The organism is Streptomyces cirratus (genome assembly GCF_014650775.1).
GTDB lineage: Bacteria > Actinomycetota > Actinomycetes > Streptomycetales > Streptomycetaceae > Streptomyces > Streptomyces cirratus.
Genome location: NZ_BMVP01000003.1, coordinates 269218 through 285113 on the forward strand (window position 1 = coordinate 269218; position 15896 = coordinate 285113).

Annotated in this window: 14 protein-coding genes; 9 read left to right on the forward strand and 5 right to left on the reverse strand. The window is 72.1% G+C overall.

Going from position 1 to position 15896, the window contains the following annotated elements:
- The first annotated feature begins 48 nt into the window (after positions 1-48).
- From IE207_RS10820 to IE207_RS10840, 5 genes are all read left to right on the forward strand, one after another.
- The gene (locus IE207_RS10820) at positions 49-1359 is read left to right on the forward strand and encodes an MFS transporter (RefSeq protein WP_190183861.1); all 1311 of its coding nucleotides are present in this window, start codon (positions 49-51) and stop codon (positions 1357-1359) included.
- A complete protein-coding gene (locus IE207_RS10825; protein ID WP_190183862.1) occupies positions 1356-2630 on the forward strand; it encodes an ATP-grasp domain-containing protein in 1275 nt (424 codons plus the stop codon). Before IE207_RS10820 ends, IE207_RS10825 begins: the two co-directional genes overlap by 4 nt.
- Positions 2627-3940, forward strand: coding sequence for an ATP-grasp domain-containing protein (locus IE207_RS10830; protein WP_190183863.1), 1314 nt, complete (start codon positions 2627-2629; stop codon positions 3938-3940). The genes IE207_RS10825 and IE207_RS10830 overlap by 4 nt, the downstream gene beginning before the upstream one ends.
- Positions 3937-5190 carry an ATP-binding protein gene (locus IE207_RS10835; RefSeq protein ID WP_190183864.1) on the forward strand — a complete coding sequence of 418 codons (1254 nt, stop codon included), beginning with the start codon at positions 3937-3939 and terminating at the stop codon, positions 5188-5190. Before IE207_RS10830 ends, IE207_RS10835 begins: the two co-directional genes overlap by 4 nt.
- 79 nt (positions 5191-5269) lie before the next feature.
- Entirely contained in the window at positions 5270-6487 is a 1218-nt protein-coding gene (locus tag IE207_RS10840; protein WP_190183865.1) for a phospholipase D-like domain-containing protein, read from the forward strand.
- A gap of 65 nt (positions 6488-6552) precedes the next feature.
- On the opposite strand, the gene IE207_RS10845 is transcribed toward IE207_RS10840, so the two are convergent.
- Together IE207_RS10845 and IE207_RS10850 are read right to left on the reverse strand one after the other, a co-directional pair.
- On the reverse strand, positions 6553-6780 hold the full coding sequence (locus tag IE207_RS10845) for a hypothetical protein (RefSeq protein WP_190183866.1): 228 nt from the start codon (positions 6778-6780) through the stop codon (positions 6553-6555).
- A 109-nt stretch (positions 6781-6889) separates the two neighbouring features.
- Positions 6890-8383 carry a cellulose binding domain-containing protein gene (locus IE207_RS10850; RefSeq protein WP_190183867.1) on the reverse strand — a complete coding sequence of 498 codons (1494 nt, stop codon included), beginning with the start codon at positions 8381-8383 and terminating at the stop codon, positions 6890-6892.
- Positions 8384-8589: 206 nt separating this feature from the next.
- Here IE207_RS10850 and IE207_RS10855 point away from each other — a divergent pair, with 206 nt between their 5' ends.
- Together IE207_RS10855 and IE207_RS10860 are read left to right on the forward strand one after the other, a co-directional pair.
- A complete protein-coding gene (locus IE207_RS10855) occupies positions 8590-9015 on the forward strand; it encodes a VOC family protein (protein WP_190183868.1) in 426 nt (141 codons plus the stop codon).
- A gap of 98 nt (positions 9016-9113) precedes the next feature.
- Positions 9114-9608, forward strand: coding sequence for a hypothetical protein (locus IE207_RS10860; protein ID WP_190183869.1), 495 nt, complete (start codon positions 9114-9116; stop codon positions 9606-9608).
- Here the strand turns inward: IE207_RS10860 and IE207_RS10865 are convergent.
- From IE207_RS10865 to IE207_RS10875, 3 genes are all read right to left on the reverse strand, one after another.
- The gene (locus IE207_RS10865; protein WP_190183870.1) at positions 9602-10618 is read right to left on the reverse strand and encodes a cation diffusion facilitator family transporter; all 1017 of its coding nucleotides are present in this window, start codon (positions 10616-10618) and stop codon (positions 9602-9604) included. The genes IE207_RS10860 and IE207_RS10865 overlap by 7 nt on opposite strands.
- The gene (locus IE207_RS10870) at positions 10615-11106 is read right to left on the reverse strand and encodes a hemerythrin domain-containing protein (protein WP_190183871.1); all 492 of its coding nucleotides are present in this window, start codon (positions 11104-11106) and stop codon (positions 10615-10617) included. The genes IE207_RS10865 and IE207_RS10870 overlap by 4 nt, the downstream gene beginning before the upstream one ends.
- Before the next feature lie 106 nt (positions 11107-11212).
- Positions 11213-11623 carry a Fur family transcriptional regulator gene (locus IE207_RS10875; protein ID WP_190183872.1) on the reverse strand — a complete coding sequence of 137 codons (411 nt, stop codon included), beginning with the start codon at positions 11621-11623 and terminating at the stop codon, positions 11213-11215.
- 404 nt (positions 11624-12027) lie between these two features.
- Here IE207_RS10875 and katG point away from each other — a divergent pair, with 404 nt between their 5' ends.
- A complete protein-coding gene (gene katG, locus IE207_RS10880) occupies positions 12028-14259 on the forward strand; it encodes a catalase/peroxidase HPI (protein ID WP_190183873.1) in 2232 nt (743 codons plus the stop codon).
- A gap of 183 nt (positions 14260-14442) precedes the next feature.
- Positions 14443-15867, forward strand: coding sequence for a hypothetical protein (locus IE207_RS10885; protein WP_190183874.1), 1425 nt, complete (start codon positions 14443-14445; stop codon positions 15865-15867).
- The last annotated feature ends 29 nt before the right edge of the window (positions 15868-15896 follow it).

Here is a 15896-nt window from a genome sequence, read left to right on the forward strand (position 1 = left end):
ACCGAGCCGAGCCCACCGCCGTCGCGCCGTCCGAGAGGGAGCCGGAGCATGAACTTCCGCGCATTGCATCCGAACATCAAGCTGAGGCTGGGCGTCGGATTCGTCCAACGGCTGCTCGGCATCATGCTGATGCCGCTGATGGTCATCCACCTGGCCGCCCTGTACGGCGCGGCCGCGGCCGGCGTCCTCACGCTGGTCGTGGCGGCCGCGGGCATCGCCAGCAACTTCCTCGGCGGGCACCTGGCCGACGTCTACGGCCGCAAGCCGCTGATGGTGGCGGGCGAGGTCGGGGCGGCCCTCACGTTCGGGCTGCTGGCCCTCGCCAACTCGCCCTGGTGGCAGTCGGGATCGGTGACCTTCGTCCTCTTCCTGCTCAACACCTGTCTCGCGAGCGCGGCCACCCCGGCCGCCGAGGCCATGATGATCGACGTCTCCACCCCTGAGAACAGGAACTTCGTCTACACCGTCAACTACTGGTCGATCAACCTGGCGTTCACCGCAGGCGCCCTGATCGGCGGTTTCTTCTACGGTGAGCACTTCACCCTGCTGCTGACCGCCGCGGCCGCGCTGTCCGCGGCGACCGCCCTGGTCACGTGGTGGTGGATCGCCGAAAGCGCCCCGGAATCCGCCAAGGAGCAGGCGGCCGGCGTCCCGGCCATGCTCCGCGGTTACCTCGCGGTCTCCCGGGACCGGGTGTTCCTGCGGCTCCTGGCCGCGGCGACGTTCAGCCGGGCCATCGAGGTGCAGATCGGCTACTACATCGCCGTCCGGCTGGCGGCCGACTTCCCCGAGCAGGCACTGGCCGGACTGGACCGCTGGTTCCCGGCGGTGGACGGCGTCGCGATGCTCGGCATCCTGCGGGCCGTCAACACCGCGCTGATCGTCGTGTTCGCGCTCTTCGCGGGCAGCATGTTCCGCCGGCTGCCCGACCGCGTCCGGCTCTACGCGGGCCTGACGGTCTTCACCGCCGGCTACATGGTCCTCGCCGTCAGCAACAGCGGCTGGGTCCTGATCGCCGCCGCGGTGCTGCTGACGGTCGGGGAGATCGCGAACGTGCCGGTCAAGCAGGCGCTGCTCGCCGACCTGGTGGATCCGGCCGCCCGCACCAAGTACCTGGCCGCCTACGGTCTCAACGCCCGCATCGGCCTGCTCATCGGCTCGCTGTGCGTGACCGTCGGAGCCTTCCTCTCGCCGGTCGGCATGAGCCTGCTGTACGCGGCCTTCGGCCTCGGCGCCATCCTCGTCTACCGCTCCCTGCTGCCGCTGCGCGACGCGCGCCGGGCCGCGGCGGAGCAGGCCGCCGGCACGGAGCCGGCCCGGCAGGCCGTCGCGTCGGCCCCGAACGGAGCAACGTCATGAACCACTCCCCCACCGCCGGCCGCCTCCTGATGGTGATGCCGTACGAACAGCTCGTCCGCAAGGCCGTCGAAGCCGGATTCCGCGTCTGGTCCATCTGGGATCCGGCGCTGCGCCCGGCGGCCTACCTCGACAAGGTCGCGGCCCACTCCGAGGCACTGGCCCTGGTCGACTTCGAGGACGAGGCCGCGCTGCGCACGCTGGTGGCCCGGATGGCCGTGGAGAACGGCATCCAGCACGTCCTGCACCTGGGCAGCGAGTCCAGCATGGCCCCGGTGGTCGCCGAAGCCGAGGCGCTCGGCCTGTCACCCAACAGAGCGGAGTCCGTCAGGCTGCTCAACGACAAGAACGCGATGCGCCGCCTCCTCAACCGCAACGGCGTCTCCGTGGTCCGCGCCCGGGAGGCCGCCGCCCTCGGCGAAGTGGAGCCGCTGCTGGCGGACTTCGGCCTGCCGGCCGTGGTCAAGCCCGCCAATTCGGCGGGCAGCCGCGGGATCGCGCTCGTCCGCACCGCCGCGGACCTCGCGGAGTGGACCGAGCGGGTCAAGTCGGCCGGCATCGAAGGCCCGTACATTGTCGAAGACTTCCTGGAAGGCCCGGAGTTCAGCGTCGAGACCCTGACCGTCGGCGGCAGGCACGAGATCGTCGGGATCACGGCGAAGCAGACCAGCGGCCCGCCCGGGTTCGTCGAGACCGGGCACGTCCACCCGGCCCCGCTCCCCGCCGTCGACGCGCAGGCCATCCGCTCGACCGTCACCGCCCTGCTCGACCTGGCCGGCTACACGTTCGGGCCGGCGCACACCGAGGTGATCCTCACTCCGGCGGGCCCGCGCATCGTGGAGTCGCAGGCCCGGCTCGGCGGCGACCGGATCCCGTTGCTCGTGGAGGTGGCCACCGGTCTCGACATGGAAGCGGCGGTCTTCCGGGCCCTGGCCGGCGAGGACGTCAGGACGCCCGCCCCGCGGCGGTACGCCTCCGTCGGCTTCTTCCGGCTGCCCGCCGGACGCCTGGAGTCCGTCGAGGGCCTGGCGGAGCTGGGCGCCGAGAAGCACGTACACGCCCTGCACTTCCCGTACGGGCCGGGTGACGTCCTGCCGCGCACCACCGACTCCGGTACCCGGCACGGCTATGCCGTCGTCGACGCGCCGAGCCCCGACGAGGCCGCCCAGCGGATCGACGCGGCCTTCGCGGCGCTGCGTACCACGATCACCCCCAGCACCTCCAGCACCTCCGGCACCCCCAGCATCCCCAGCAAGAAGGAAGCCCTGTCATGAGTGCGAGAACCGCGGCCGCAGCCACCCCACCGGCCACACCGGTCACCGAGCGGACGTTGCTCCTGGTCGGCGGGACCGACCAGCACATCGAACGCGCGAAGGCCCTGGGCGTCCGCGTGGTGCTGCTCCAGCACCCGGACAAGATCAACGCCTTCCAGACCGGGCTGGCCGACGTGCTGCTGATGGTCGACTACACCGCATGGGACACCGTACGGCCGCTGGCCGAGGCCGCCCGCGAGGTCTGGGGGTTCGACACGATCGTCTCCCTCACCGAGGGCGGTCTCGACATGGCGGCCCGGCTGAACGAACACTTCGGCTTCCCCGGCACCCGGCCCGAGGTGAGCCGGAGGATGCGCAACAAGTACCTGATGCGGCAGCACCTGCATGAGCGGGGCAAGTTGTCGATCCACTGGGGCCGCGTCACCGACCGCGCATCGCTGGAGGCCTTCGCCCTGAAGGCGGGCTTCCCGTTCATCGTCAAGCCGACGGACGCGACCGCCGGTTTCGGCCTGATCCGGGTCGGCGGCGCCGCGGACCTCGAAGCGGCGTGGGAGCGGATCGAGGAGCTGCGCGGCCGGCGCACCGACCGCGGCTCGACCCTGTTCACGGTGCGCGAGTTCCTGATGGAGTCCTACCTCGACGGCCCCGAGTTCAGCGTGGAGGGGTTCAGCTTCGGCGGCCGCCACGTGGTGGTCGCGGTGACCGAGAAGCTCGTCGACGACACGCACTTCGCGGAGCTGGGCCACGCCCTGCCCGCCCGGCTGGTACCGCAGGCGTACGAGCAGGTCACCACCGCGGTCGCGGACTTCCTCGACACCATGGGCGTGACCGACGGACCGAGCCACACCGAGTTGCGCCTGACCTCGCGCGGGCCCGTCGTCATCGAGTCCCACAACCGGGTCGGCGGCGGCCACATCAACGAGCTGGTCGAGGCCGCGTACGGGATCGACCTCCTGCGGTACGGGGTCGCCTGGCCGCTGGGCCTGGTGGAGGAGCTGCCGGAACCCCCGATCGCCCGCGCCGGCGCCTGCACGCGCTTCGTGCTCCGCGACCCCGGAACGGTCACGGCCGTTTCCGGCGTGGAGGAGGTCGCGACGCGCCCGGACGTGCTGGCCGTGGAGGTCTCCGTACGCCCCGGCGACGAGGTCCGGCCGCTGCGGGACAACTGGGACCGGCTGGGCTTCGCAGCGGTGACGGCGGCCGACACCGACGCCGCGATAGCCCTCTGCGAGCGGCTGACCGAGGAGATACGCATCGACGTGGCCCCGGCGCACGTACCTGCGGCGCACGGTATGGGGGTGGCCGCGTGAGCGCGCTCGTACTGCACCGGTTCCCGCTGGAGCCCTTCCCCTACGACCGGTGGCTGGCGGAGCTCGACGGCGGCGTGGTGATGATCGCCGCCCGGGACAAGATCGTGGCGGGCCGCGAGCAGGTTCCGGACGGGCCCGGTGGCTACCGCCACCTAGAGCTCATCGACACGTTCGACGACGAGGACCTCGTCGACCGGCTCGCCGCCGACCTGGTCCAGGAGTACGGGGTGACGCACGTCATCGCGCACCACGAGGCGGACCTGATCCGTGCCGCCGCGCTGCGGGAGAAGTTCGGCCTGCCGGGCCAGCTGCCCGCCGGGGTGCTGGCCTTCCGGGACAAGGTCCTGATGAAGCGCAAGCTGGCGCAGGCGGGCATCGCCGTCGCCCCGCACGCCCTGCCGGGGACGGCGGACGAGGCACGGGCGTTCGCGGCCGAGCACGGCCTGCCGCTGGTGTTCAAGGCGCGCGACGGCTTCGGATCCGTGGGCCTGCGGATCGTGGGGACCGGGGAGGAGCTGGAGCGGCAGCTGGCCGAGGCGTTCGTGCCGGGCGCCGGGCCGCGTGAGGACCTGTTGCTGGAGGCGTACGTCCCGGGCCGGATGTGCCACGTGGACGGGGTGGTGGCGGGCGGCCGCACGGTGATGGCGTGGCCCTCGCAGTACCAGTACGAGCTGTCGTCCTTCCAGGCCGACAGCGGCGCCCGGGTGGACCTCACCCTGGACCCGGCGGACCCGCTGACGCCACGGCTGCTGGAGCTGGCGGAGGCGGCGCTCGCGGCGCTGGGCGGCCCGGCCGACTTCGCCTTCCACGCGGAGGTGTTCCACACGCCCGACGACCGGCTGGTGGTCTGCGAGGTCGCGGCCCGGCCGGCGGGCGCGCGCATCCGGGAGGTGCTGACCGCCGTCTTCGGGGTGCACCCGGTGGAGCTGGCGTCGCGCGCGCACACGGGACTGCGGCTGCCGGCCCTGGAGCGCCTGGCGCCGGGCGGGCGGCTGGAGCCGGTCCGGATGGCCGGGCAGGTCCTGATGATGAAGCGGCCGGGAACGGTGCGCGGCATCCCGGTGACGCCCGAGGAGCCGTGGGTGGAGTTCTACGGGGTCTTCGCGGAGCCGGGAGAGGTACTCGCCGAAGCCGCGCTGTCCTCGGACTTCCTGGCGGCGGCGGTCCTGACGGCGCCGACGCGGGAGGAGTGCGAGAAGCGGCTGCGGGCACTGGGGGCCCGCTTCGAGGAGGAGATCGTCATCGGCTGAGCCGCACCACCGGTGTCCCCCTCCGCAGAACCGTTCGATAGGGTCCGAGGTCGCACGGGACCGATCGAGGAGTACTTGGATGACCAGCGGAGTGCCATCGGCCACCTGCGAACCGGCGGAAGAGCCCGCCGGCCCCGGAGCGGACGAAAAGATCGTCCGGATCCGCAGGCGTCTGGAGCGGCTGATCGGCATCGCCGCGACCGAGGGCAACAGTCTGCGTCCGCTGCGCAACGGTGACGAGATCTTCGCCGCGATGCTGTCCTCGATCGAGGGGGCCCGTCACACGGTGGACATGATGACCTTCGTCTACTGGCGAGGGGACATCGCCCGCCGGTTCGCCGCGGCCCTGGCCGCCCGGGCCCGTGCCGGTCTGCGGGTCCGGCTCCTCCTGGACGGGTTCGGCAGCCGTCTCATCGAGCCCGAACTCCTGGAGGAGATGGACGCCGCGGGGGTGCAGGTGGCCTGGTTCCGCAAGCCCCTCTACCTCTCCCCGCTCAAGCAGAACCACCGCTGCCACCGCAAGGTGCTGGTGGTGGACGAGCAGACCGCGTTCACCGGCGGCGTCGGCATAGCGCAGGAGTGGTGCGGCGACGCCCGCAATCCCGGGGAGTGGCGTGACACCCACGTCGAGGTGCGCGGCCCGGCCGTCGACGGGATCGCCGCGGCGTTCGCCCAGAACTGGGCGGAGTGCCATACGGAGCTCTTCGACGACCGGGACCGGTTCGTCGGCCACGAACCGGCGGGCGACGCGATCGTGCAGGTCGTCCGCGGCTCGGCGAGCTTCGGCTGGCAGGACATGCAGACCTTGATCCGCGTCGTCCTGGAGTCGGCCGAGGAACGGGTGCGTCTGGCCACGGCGTACTTCGCGCCCGACACGTACTTCGTCGACTTGCTCTGCGCGACGGCGCGCCGCGGGGTGGAGGTACAGATCCTGCTGCCCGGCCCCCACACCGACAAGCGGGTGTGCCGACTGGCGGGCCAGCGTCACTACGAGGCGCTGACCGCCTGCGGGGTGGGGATCTTCGAGTACCAGCCGACCATGATGCACGCGAAGGTCATCACCATGGACGGCGTCGTCTCGCTGATCGGCTCCACCAACTTCAACCGGCGCTCCCTCGACCACGACGAGGAGGTGATGCTCGCCGTCATGGACAGGAGTTTCACCGCCGTCCTCGACGCGCACTACGACGCCGACCTCAAGGCCAGCGACCCCATCCGCCCCGGCAGATGGAAGGACCGCTCCCTCGCGCAGCGCGCACGCGAAGCCGCGGTCCTGCCCATCCGCCGCTACCTGTGACCGGCAGGGCTTCACCTGTGGGCTTCACCTGGGGGCGGCGGGGCGGGCCGCGCCCGCCCGGCGGCTCAGGCCGAGTCGGTGTCGCCGGACTGCGCGTGCCTGCGTGAGCTGCGCTGGGCGCCGGGGCTCGGGGAGAGCGCGTCGGCCGCCTCTCCCGGCTCGCCCTCCGCGGCCTCGCCCCCGGCGCCGCGCTGTGCCCGTTCGGCTTCCTTGCGGGCTTCCTCGTCTCCGGCCTCACCCGGGGCGTGGGACGGGGTGGTGCGCGGCGGCTCGTTGCGTTCGCGGTCGGTCATCGTCGGGTCCTTTCCTCTCCACCGGCCGGCAGCCGCGCCGGGCGGTCGTAGCCCCCGCCTACCCGGGCGCGGAGATCCCAAGCGGGTCTGACGGGTGGAGCCGCCGAGGTCAGCCGCCCGCGGCGAAGGCCTTGGTGAAGGCGAGCGGAGCCTGGACGACGGACGAGCAGGTCGGGTCGGCGTAGTTCTTGGCGCCGCCGGCGCACTGCTGGTCCCTGGCTCCGGACCACATCGCGAGCCGGCCGATGCCCTTGGAGCGGGCGAAGGCCGCCAGCTGCGTGGCGTCCTCGACCGTGAAGACCTCGGTGGCGACGTCGTTGACCCCGATCATCGGCGTCACGGCCACCGCCTTCCAGGCCGCGGCGTCGGAGAGGCCGAGGACCTGCTTGATCTGCGCCTGCGTCGCGGTCGCCGCCTGGATGGCGTACCCGCCCATGTCCGCCGCGTACGCGGGCCCGTAGTCCATCGCCATGATGTTGACGGCGGTGATCGCCACTGCGTTGCGCCGGGCGTCGGAGAGCAGGTCGAGGCCCGCCTGCGTGAGGCCCTCCGGCATCACCGGGAGGGTGAAGGAGACGTCGAGTCCGGGGTGGCTCTTCTGGAGCTGGGCGATGGCCTGCGCCCTGCGGGTGTTCGCGGCGGTGTCGGGCAGGGCCCCGCCCTCGATGTCGAAGTCGACCTTCGTCAACGCGTACGCGTCGACGACCTTGCCGTAGGCGGCGGCGAGGGCGGTGGCGGAGTCGCACTTGAGAGCCAGCTCGGAGCCTGCGGCGCCGCCGAACGATACGCGTACGTCACCGCCCTTGGCCCGCAGGGCGGGGATCTGGGAGGCGACCCGGTCGGCATCGAGGGCGGTGGTCCCGCCCCAGAGGGGGGTGCAGCCTCCGCCGGAGGTGACGAAGGCGAGGTTGAACTCCTTGACGCCGGTCTTCGCGGCGGTGTCGAGGAGGTCGTGGGCCGGGTAGAGCGAGGTGTCGACGTACGGCGCGAAACCGGCGGAGACCTTGCCCCCGCCGCCCGGGGTGCCGGTGGGGGCGGGCTTGGAGGTGGCCGTCGCGGTGGGTGCGGCGGTGGGTGCGGCGGTGGGCTCGGTGGAGGGGGCCGGCGTCGGCGCGGAGGTGGGGCGGGTGGTCGGCCGCCCGCTGGGCGAGGGCGTGGAGCCGGTACTCGGTGAGCACTTCTCCTTGTTGATGAGGCAGCCCGTGGGGTTGCCGGCGCCGCCGGTCGCGGAGGTGACGAACCCGACGGTCAGGGAGGCGCCGGGGGCGAGCCCCGCGGTGTCCCAGCGGGGCGGCTTGACGCTCACGTGCCGCCCGGTGACGGTCTGTTCGCCGTTCCACAGGGAGGCGAGGGACGTGCCGGCGGGCAGGTCGAACTCGAGGGTCCAGTCCCTCAGCGCCGTGCCGGTCCGGTTGGTGATGACGTACTGCCCGGTGTAACCGGTGCTCCAACTGCTCGACTTGGTGAACGCCGCGCCCACGGAGGCCGCTTGGGCGGTGCCGGTCAGGGCGACGGCGGCGCCGCCGACGGCCGCCGCGACGGCCAGGGCCGCTGCCGCCTTCGCCTTGGGGCTCGTGGTTCGGCGATGGGAATTGCCAGCCATGGAGGACCTGCTTCTGCGTGTGGGATGAGGGATCGACCAGCACGCTAGCGACCGGGAAACGGACAAACGTGCGGTTTGACTCTCCGGCCGGAGACCTTGAGGCGGGCTTAAGGAAGCGATCGGAGCGGGTTAACCCACATGTGAACGGTCCGCCCCCGTCCCGTGACGGACCGCTGTTGTCGGTGCCGGCTGCGAGGATCACCGGTATGACGCCTCCGCTCCCGCCCGACGACCGGCCGACGCACGGCGCGCTGCACCACGTCGAGATCTGGGTGCCCGACCTCGGTCGCGCCGTGGGCACGTTCGGCTGGCTGCTGGAGGCGCTGGGATACACGCCGTACCAGAACTGGAGCAACGGGCGGAGCTGGCGGCTCGGCCCGGTCTACCTCGTCCTCGAACAGTCGCCCGCCCTCACCGCCGACCGCCACGAGCGCCGCCGCCCCGGGCTGAACCACCTGGCGTTCCACGTCGAAGACGCCGCCGCGGTGGAGGAGCTGGCCGCCGGGGCCTCGCGGCACGGCTGGCGGCTGCTGTTCGGCGACCGGCACCCGCACGCCGGGGGTGCCGGGCACTACGCGGCCTACCTGGAGAACGAGGACGGCTTCGAGGTCGAGCTCGTCGCCCTCCCCTGACCTGCGGGGCGGCCCGGCTCGGATGCGCGGTCCGCTCATATGGGGGAAGCTGGGCAGCACGGCGTCTTGGACGGGAGACGGACGGGCGAGGAGGCCACGTGGACGTTTCAGGAAACGACCGGCGCACCCGTGCGCCCCGGGCCGCAGTACGCACGGCCGGTGTCCTTGGAGCGGCGGCGGCCCTCGTGGCGGCAGCCGTCCCGGCCTCGGCCCGGAGCGGCACCGCAGCGGCTCCCGGTGCCACGGCCGCTCCCGATCCGCTGGTGGTCCTCGACTGCTCCTCCGAGGCCCAGGTGCGCCCCGACGAGTACCTGCTCGCCTGCGGCGACGGCAACAACCGCCTCGTGAAGCTGCGCTGGGAGACCTGGGGGCCGCGGACCGCCACGGCCACCGGTACCGACATGGTCAACGACTGCCGCCCCTACTGCGCGGCGGGCCGTTTCCACGCCTACCCCGTGACGGTGACCCTGAGCAGGCCGCAGTCGTGGCCCGAGCGCCCCGGCGCCCAGCGCTTCACCACCATCCGGCTCCTCTACACCGACACCGCACCGGCCCCGGGCGGCAAGGACGTGACCATCAAGCTCGTCTACTGAGCCGACGGCCGTGCCCCGGCCCGGCGGGCAGCCGCGGCGTCCGTCACGTCCAGGAACACCTGGTCCAGTTCGGGCCAGCGCTCCTTGAGGCCGGTGCGTATGCGCACCATCGCGTCCTCGACGGTCTCGCTGTCGTACCCGGCCGTCAGGTCGATGCTCGCGGCGAGCAGCGCCGAATCGGGACCGAGACGCATGGTCAGCAGCGAGGTCACCGAGTCGATCTCCGGCTGGTTTTCGAGATCCGCGCGGATCTCGTCCTGCAGGCCGGGGTCGACCGCCTCGCCGATCAGCTGCGTACGGGCCTGCTTGCCGAGCACGTAGGCGACGTAGACGAGCAGGACACCGATGAGTATGGAGGCGCCCGCCTCGTACGCCACCTCACCCGTGGCCATGTGCAGCGCCATGCCCGCCATGGCGAGGACGACGCCGAGGCAGGCCGTGCTGTCCTCCGCCAGGACGGTGCGCAGGGCGGGATCGCGCCCGGCGCGTACCTCCGCCGCCAGGCCGTGTCCGGCCTCCCGTGCCGCGCGGCGTACCTGGAGGACGGCCCGCAGGAGCGAGACGCCTTCGGCGAGGAGTGCCACGAAGAGCACGATCAGGCCGATCACGTACCCGCTGTGCGATTCGTCGCCGCCGGAGCCCAGTGCCTCCACGCCCTGGAAGACGGAGAAGCAGCCGCCCGTGACGAAGATGCCCACGGCGGCGAGCAGCGACCAGAAGAAGCGTTCCTTGCCGTAGCCGAACGGGTGCCGCCGGTCGGCGGGACGCCTGCTGCGTTTGACGGACGCCAGCAGGAACACCTCGTTGATGGAGTCGGCCACGGAGTGCGCCGCCTCCGAGAGCAGGGCGGGTGAGCCGGCGATGACCCCGCCGATGGCCTTGGCCACGCAGATGGCGAGGTTCGCCGCGAGGGCCACCCACACGGTGAGCCGGGTCTCGCCGTCCTGGCCGGCTGCCTCCGGCGCCGGGTGCCCGGGCCCGGTCGTCCGCGCGGCTGCGTCCGCGCTCATCCCCGTACCACGGCGCGTACGTTCTCGATGCTGCCGCAGTCGGAGTCCAGTTGCCGCTCGCGTTCGCGCAGGAACGCCGCCCCCAGCTCCGCGCGCCGGTCGTCGGGCACGCTCTCCCTGGCGCCGTTGAGGATCGTCCGCTCCTCCTCGTCGATGTGGTGGGAGACCGCCTTCGCCAGCTCCTCCAGGCGCTCGTCCCACTCGTCGGAGCCGACCTCGGAGACTTCGAGCAGCGCCAGCAGGGCCTCGTTCCCCTCGGCGTGCTCCTCGGAGCCGTGCTCGACCTCCTCGTCGTCGACGCCCTTGAACCGCTTGAGAGCGCCGTAGACCTCCGTCTCCTCGGCCTCGCCGTGGGCGATGAGCAGCGCGGCGAACTCCCGCAGCGCCGCCGCCCGGTCGGCTTCCACGCTCCGCATCCGGCGGAAGAGGTCCTCCATGCGCCGGTGGTCCTTGAGGATCACCGCGACGACGTCCTGTTCCACAGCCATGGTCCACTCCTGCTCGCTACGCGCCGCACCGCCCGGGCGGCGAAACCCGCCGGGCGGGCCGTTTGCCTCGTCCGGTCCCTTTCGGGGGTGCTCGCTGCGGCCGGATTCAAACGCAGGAGGGGCACAGTCCCCGGTAGGTGACCTCGACGCCGGAGAGGGTGAAGCCGAAGCGCTCGCCGGGCGGGAGGTGGGACAGCGGATCACCGGACGGGTGGACGTCGCGGATGAGGCCGCAGCCGGAGCAGACCAGGTGCTGGTGCGGGTGGCGGGCGTTGGGGTCGTAGCGCTTGGCGCGGCCGTCGGTGGAGACCTCCGCGACCTCGCCGAGCAAGACGAGTTCGCCCAGGGCGTTGTAGACGGTGGCCCGGGAGATCTCCGGCAGCAGCCGTACCGCGCGGGCGTGCACCTCGTCGGCCGTGAGGTGCACGTGCTCCCCGTCGAGCACCTCGGCAACGACCCGCCGCTGGGACGTCATTCGCCAGCCACGCCCCCGCAGCCGCTCCAGCAGGTCACTCATGTCGGCTCACCTTTTCTGGTCCGGTCTTCCGGTCCGGCGGGACCCTCGAAACCCACTCGCGGACGGGCGGAGTCCGATTGGATACGGGCTTGGTCTGCTTCTTGACTTGGATTGCGTCCATCGTAGGATCGGTTTCGTTGACAGCCAAGGGACACGAAGATTCCACAGCGGCAGGAGACGAAGACGTGAAAGGCCGCCGCCGGGACACCGCACGGCGGCGACGCACGGATGGCGGCGCCGTCTCACGCTGCCCGAGACCGTCCGCAACGGTGACCACCCCGGCGTCGGGGCGGCCGACGGGGCCCGGGCCATCCACCGGGCCTTCCACTGGGGGCGTGTGCCCCGCCCGATCCACCCCATGCAGCACCTGAGCACCACGATCCGCCTGGTCCGGAAGGATTCCCATGTCTGAGAACCATGATGCAATCGTCGTAGACGCCAAGACCGAGGGCGGAGGCGGCTGTCCCGTGGCGCACGAGCGCGCCCCGCACCCCACGCAGGGCGGCGGAAACCGCCAGTGGTGGCCGGAGCGGCTGAACTTGAAGATCCTTGCCAAGAACCCCGCCGTGGCCAACCCGCTCGGCGACGGGTTCGACTACGCCGAGGCCTTCAAGTCGCTCGACCTCCCCGCGGTGAAGCAGGACATCGCCGAGGTCCTGACCACCTCGCAGGACTGGTGGCCCGCCGACTTCGGCCACTACGGCCCCTTCATGGTCCGCATGGCGTGGCACAGCGCGGGCACCTACCGCATCAGTGACGGCCGCGGCGGCGCCGGCGCCGGGCAGCAGCGCTTCGCCCCGCTCAACAGCTGGCCGGACAACGGCAACCTCGACAAGGCCCGCCGCCTGCTGTGGCCGGTCAAGAAGAAGTACGGCCAGAGCCTTTCCTGGGCCGACCTCATGATCCTCGCCGGCAACGTCGCGCTGGAGTCCATGGGCTTCGAGACCTTCGGCTTCGGCGGCGGCCGCGCGGACGTCTGGGAGCCCGACGAGGACGTGTACTGGGGTCCGGAGACCACCTGGCTGGGCGACGAGCGCTACACCGGCGACCGGGACCTGGAAAGCCCGCTCGGCGCGGTCCAGATGGGCCTCATCTACGTCAACCCCGAGGGCCCGAACGGAAATCCGGACCCGCTCGCCGCGGCCCGCGACATCCGCGAGACGTTCCGCCGGATGGCGATGAACGACGAGGAGACGGTCGCCCTGATCGCGGGCGGCCACACCTTCGGCAAGACCCACGGTGCCGGACCGGCGGACCACGTCGGCGCCGACCCGGAGGCCGCGCCGCTGGAGGCGCAGGGTCTGGGCTGGAGCAACAGCTTCGGTACCGGCAAGGGCGGTGACGCCATCACCAGCGGCCTCGAGGGCATCTGGACCAACACCCCGATCACCTGGGACAACAGCTTCTTCGAGATCCTGTTCGGCTACGAGTGGGAGCTCTTCAAGAGCCCTGCCGGGGCGCACCAGTGGCGGCCGAAGAACGGCGCCGGCGCCGGTACGGTTCCCGACGCCCACGACGCGTCGAAGAGCCACGCCCCGACGATGCTGACGACCGACCTCTCGCTCCGCTTCGACCCGGCCTACGAGCAGATCTCGCGGCGTTTCCTGGAGAACCCGGCCGAGTTCGCGGACGCGTTCGCCCGGGCGTGGTTCAAGCTGACCCACCGTGACATGGGCCCGGCCGTGCGCTACCTCGGTCCGGAGGTCCCGTCCGAGACGCTGCTGTGGCAGGACCCGCTGCCCGCGCTGACGCACGAGGTCGTCGACGCGGCGGACGTCGCCTCGCTCAAGGAGCAGGTCCTCGCCTCGGGCCTGTCGGTGTCCGAGCTGGTGTCCACCGCGTGGGCTTCGGCCTCGTCCTTCCGCGGCAGCGACAAGCGCGGCGGTGCCAACGGCGCGCGCATCCGCCTCCAGCCGCAGAGCGGCTGGGAGGTCAACGAGCCCGACCGGCTGGCGACGGTGCTGCGCACGCTCACCGGGATCCAGGAGTCCTTCAACGCCGCGCAGAGCGGTGGCAAGCGGATCTCCCTCGCCGACCTGATCGTCCTCGCGGGCGCCGCCGGCGTCGAGAAGGCCGCCGAGGACGCCGGCTTCGACGTGCGGGTCCCCTTCACCCCCGGCCGGGTGGACGCTTCGCAGGAGCAGACCGACGTCGAGTCGTTCGCCGCGCTGGAGCCGGCCGCCGACGGGTTCCGCAACTACCTCGGCAAGGGCAACCGGCTTCCGGCCGAGTACCTGCTCATCGACCGGGCGAACCTGCTGAACCTGAGCGCGCCCGAGATGACGGCACTGGTCGGCGGTCTGCGGGTGCTGGGTGCCAACCACCAGCAGTCGCCGCTCGGCGTGCTCACCACGACGCCCGGGCACCTGACGAACGACTTCTTCGTCAACCTGCTGGACCTCGGTACGACGTGGACGTCGACGTCCGGGGACGCGAACACCTTCGAGGGCCGCGACGCCGCCACGGGCGAGGTCAAGTGGACGGGCAGCCGGGCCGACCTCGTCTTCGGTTCGAACTCGGAGCTGCGGGCGCTCGCCGAGGTCTACGCGAGCGACGACGCCAAGGAGAAGTTCGTCAAGGACTTCGTCGCCGCCTGGGACAAGGTCATGAACCTGGACCGGTTCGACCTCGTCTGATCCACCGCGTCTGATCCGTCACGTCAGGGCCGGCCCGCAACGGGCCGGCCCTGACGCGTGTGTGCCGCAGCGGTCGGCAGGGGTGGCCGGTTGTCGCCGGTGCGGTGGGAGGGCCTGGCATGATCGGGCTTCACGTTACTCGTAAGTAACGCAACTCCCCCTCACCAGAAGGTCTTCACGTACGTGCGCAAGCTCGCCAGACGCCTCCTGCTCCCCGGCCTCGCCACCCTGGCACTCACCGCCACCGGCTGCTCCTCGGCCGGACACACCGCGGCGGCGGACGCAACTCCCGCCCCCGTCGCCCCCATTGCCGACGGCTCCCAACGGCTCGACGTCACCGCGGCCCCGCAGGACGCCGCCGCGACGGCCGCGGTGACCCGCGCCGAAGGCGCCGGCAAGGGCACGCCGGTGAACTCGTCCCTCAAGGTCGCCTCCTACGATCCGGTGACCCGGCGGGCCGTCATAGCCGCGCAGCCCAAGCGTAGTTCGCCGATACCCACCCCCTCCGCCGACCGCTCGCCGGACCGCTCCCCGGACCGCTCTCCCGCCGCCGACAAGCCGGTCGCCGTCGGTGACGTCATCGCCAGCGCCCCGGCGCCGGGCGCCCCCGACGGACTCCTCGCGAAGGTCACCGAAGTCGGCAGGAAGACCGACCGGGGCACCGAGGTCACCACGGCCCCCACCACGCTGTCCTCCGCCCTCAACGACGACAAGGCCGACGGCAAGGTCCCCGTCGACCCGGCCTCCGTCAAGGTCGAGCCCCTGATGAAGGGCGTCACCCTGTCCTGGGCGAAGAGCCAGGGCGCACGGTTCGGCCCCCAGGGCGCGAAGCTGCCCCTGGGCAATCTGCGCCTCGACCTCGACGCCCCGATCGACACCGCCCCGGACGCCCCCGTCTCGGCCGGCGCCTCGGTCTCCGGCTTCGTCCAGCTCGCCCCCACGGTCGAGTTCTCCTACGACGGGTCGCAGGGCGCCGGGCCGCGCTCCGCCTTCCTCGGCATGAGCGGCGACTGGTCCTCGCAGTGGAGCCTCAAGGGCCACGCCGCCGCGAGCACCGGCGCGCCCAAGCGGATCCCTTTCGCCAAGCTGCACAGCGCTCCGGTGATCCAGGTGGGCCCCGTACCGGTCGTCGTCAACCTCGACCTGACCTGCTACGTACAGGTGGAGGCCGACGGGCGCGTGACCCTCGACGTGCGACAGGACGTCAAGGGTGACTTCCGTGTCGGCGGCAGCTACGCGACGGGCAAGGGCTGGAGCCCCGTCAGCACGTCGAACGTCCACAGCTCCCCGGTGAAGGCCGAGGTCACCGCCGCCGGCCGGGTCAAGAGCGCCCTCGGCGCCGAGGCCTCCGTCGGCCTGTACGGGGCCGTCGGCGTCACCGCGGACTTCGCCCCCTACCTGCGCGGTGAGGCCGACGGCAAAGCCTCGGCGTCCACGGACGGCAAGACCGCCGTCAGCGGTACGTGGGCGCTCTACGGCGGCTTCGACCTGAGCGGGCAGCTGCACCTGCAGCTGTCCTTGTTCGGCACCCCGGTACTCGAACGCCGCATCCCGCTCGGCGCCCTCAACCGCGAGTGGCCGCTCACCAGCGGCACGTTCGCGGGCTGAGGGAGCCCGTCCTCCCGGGCGGCGGCGCA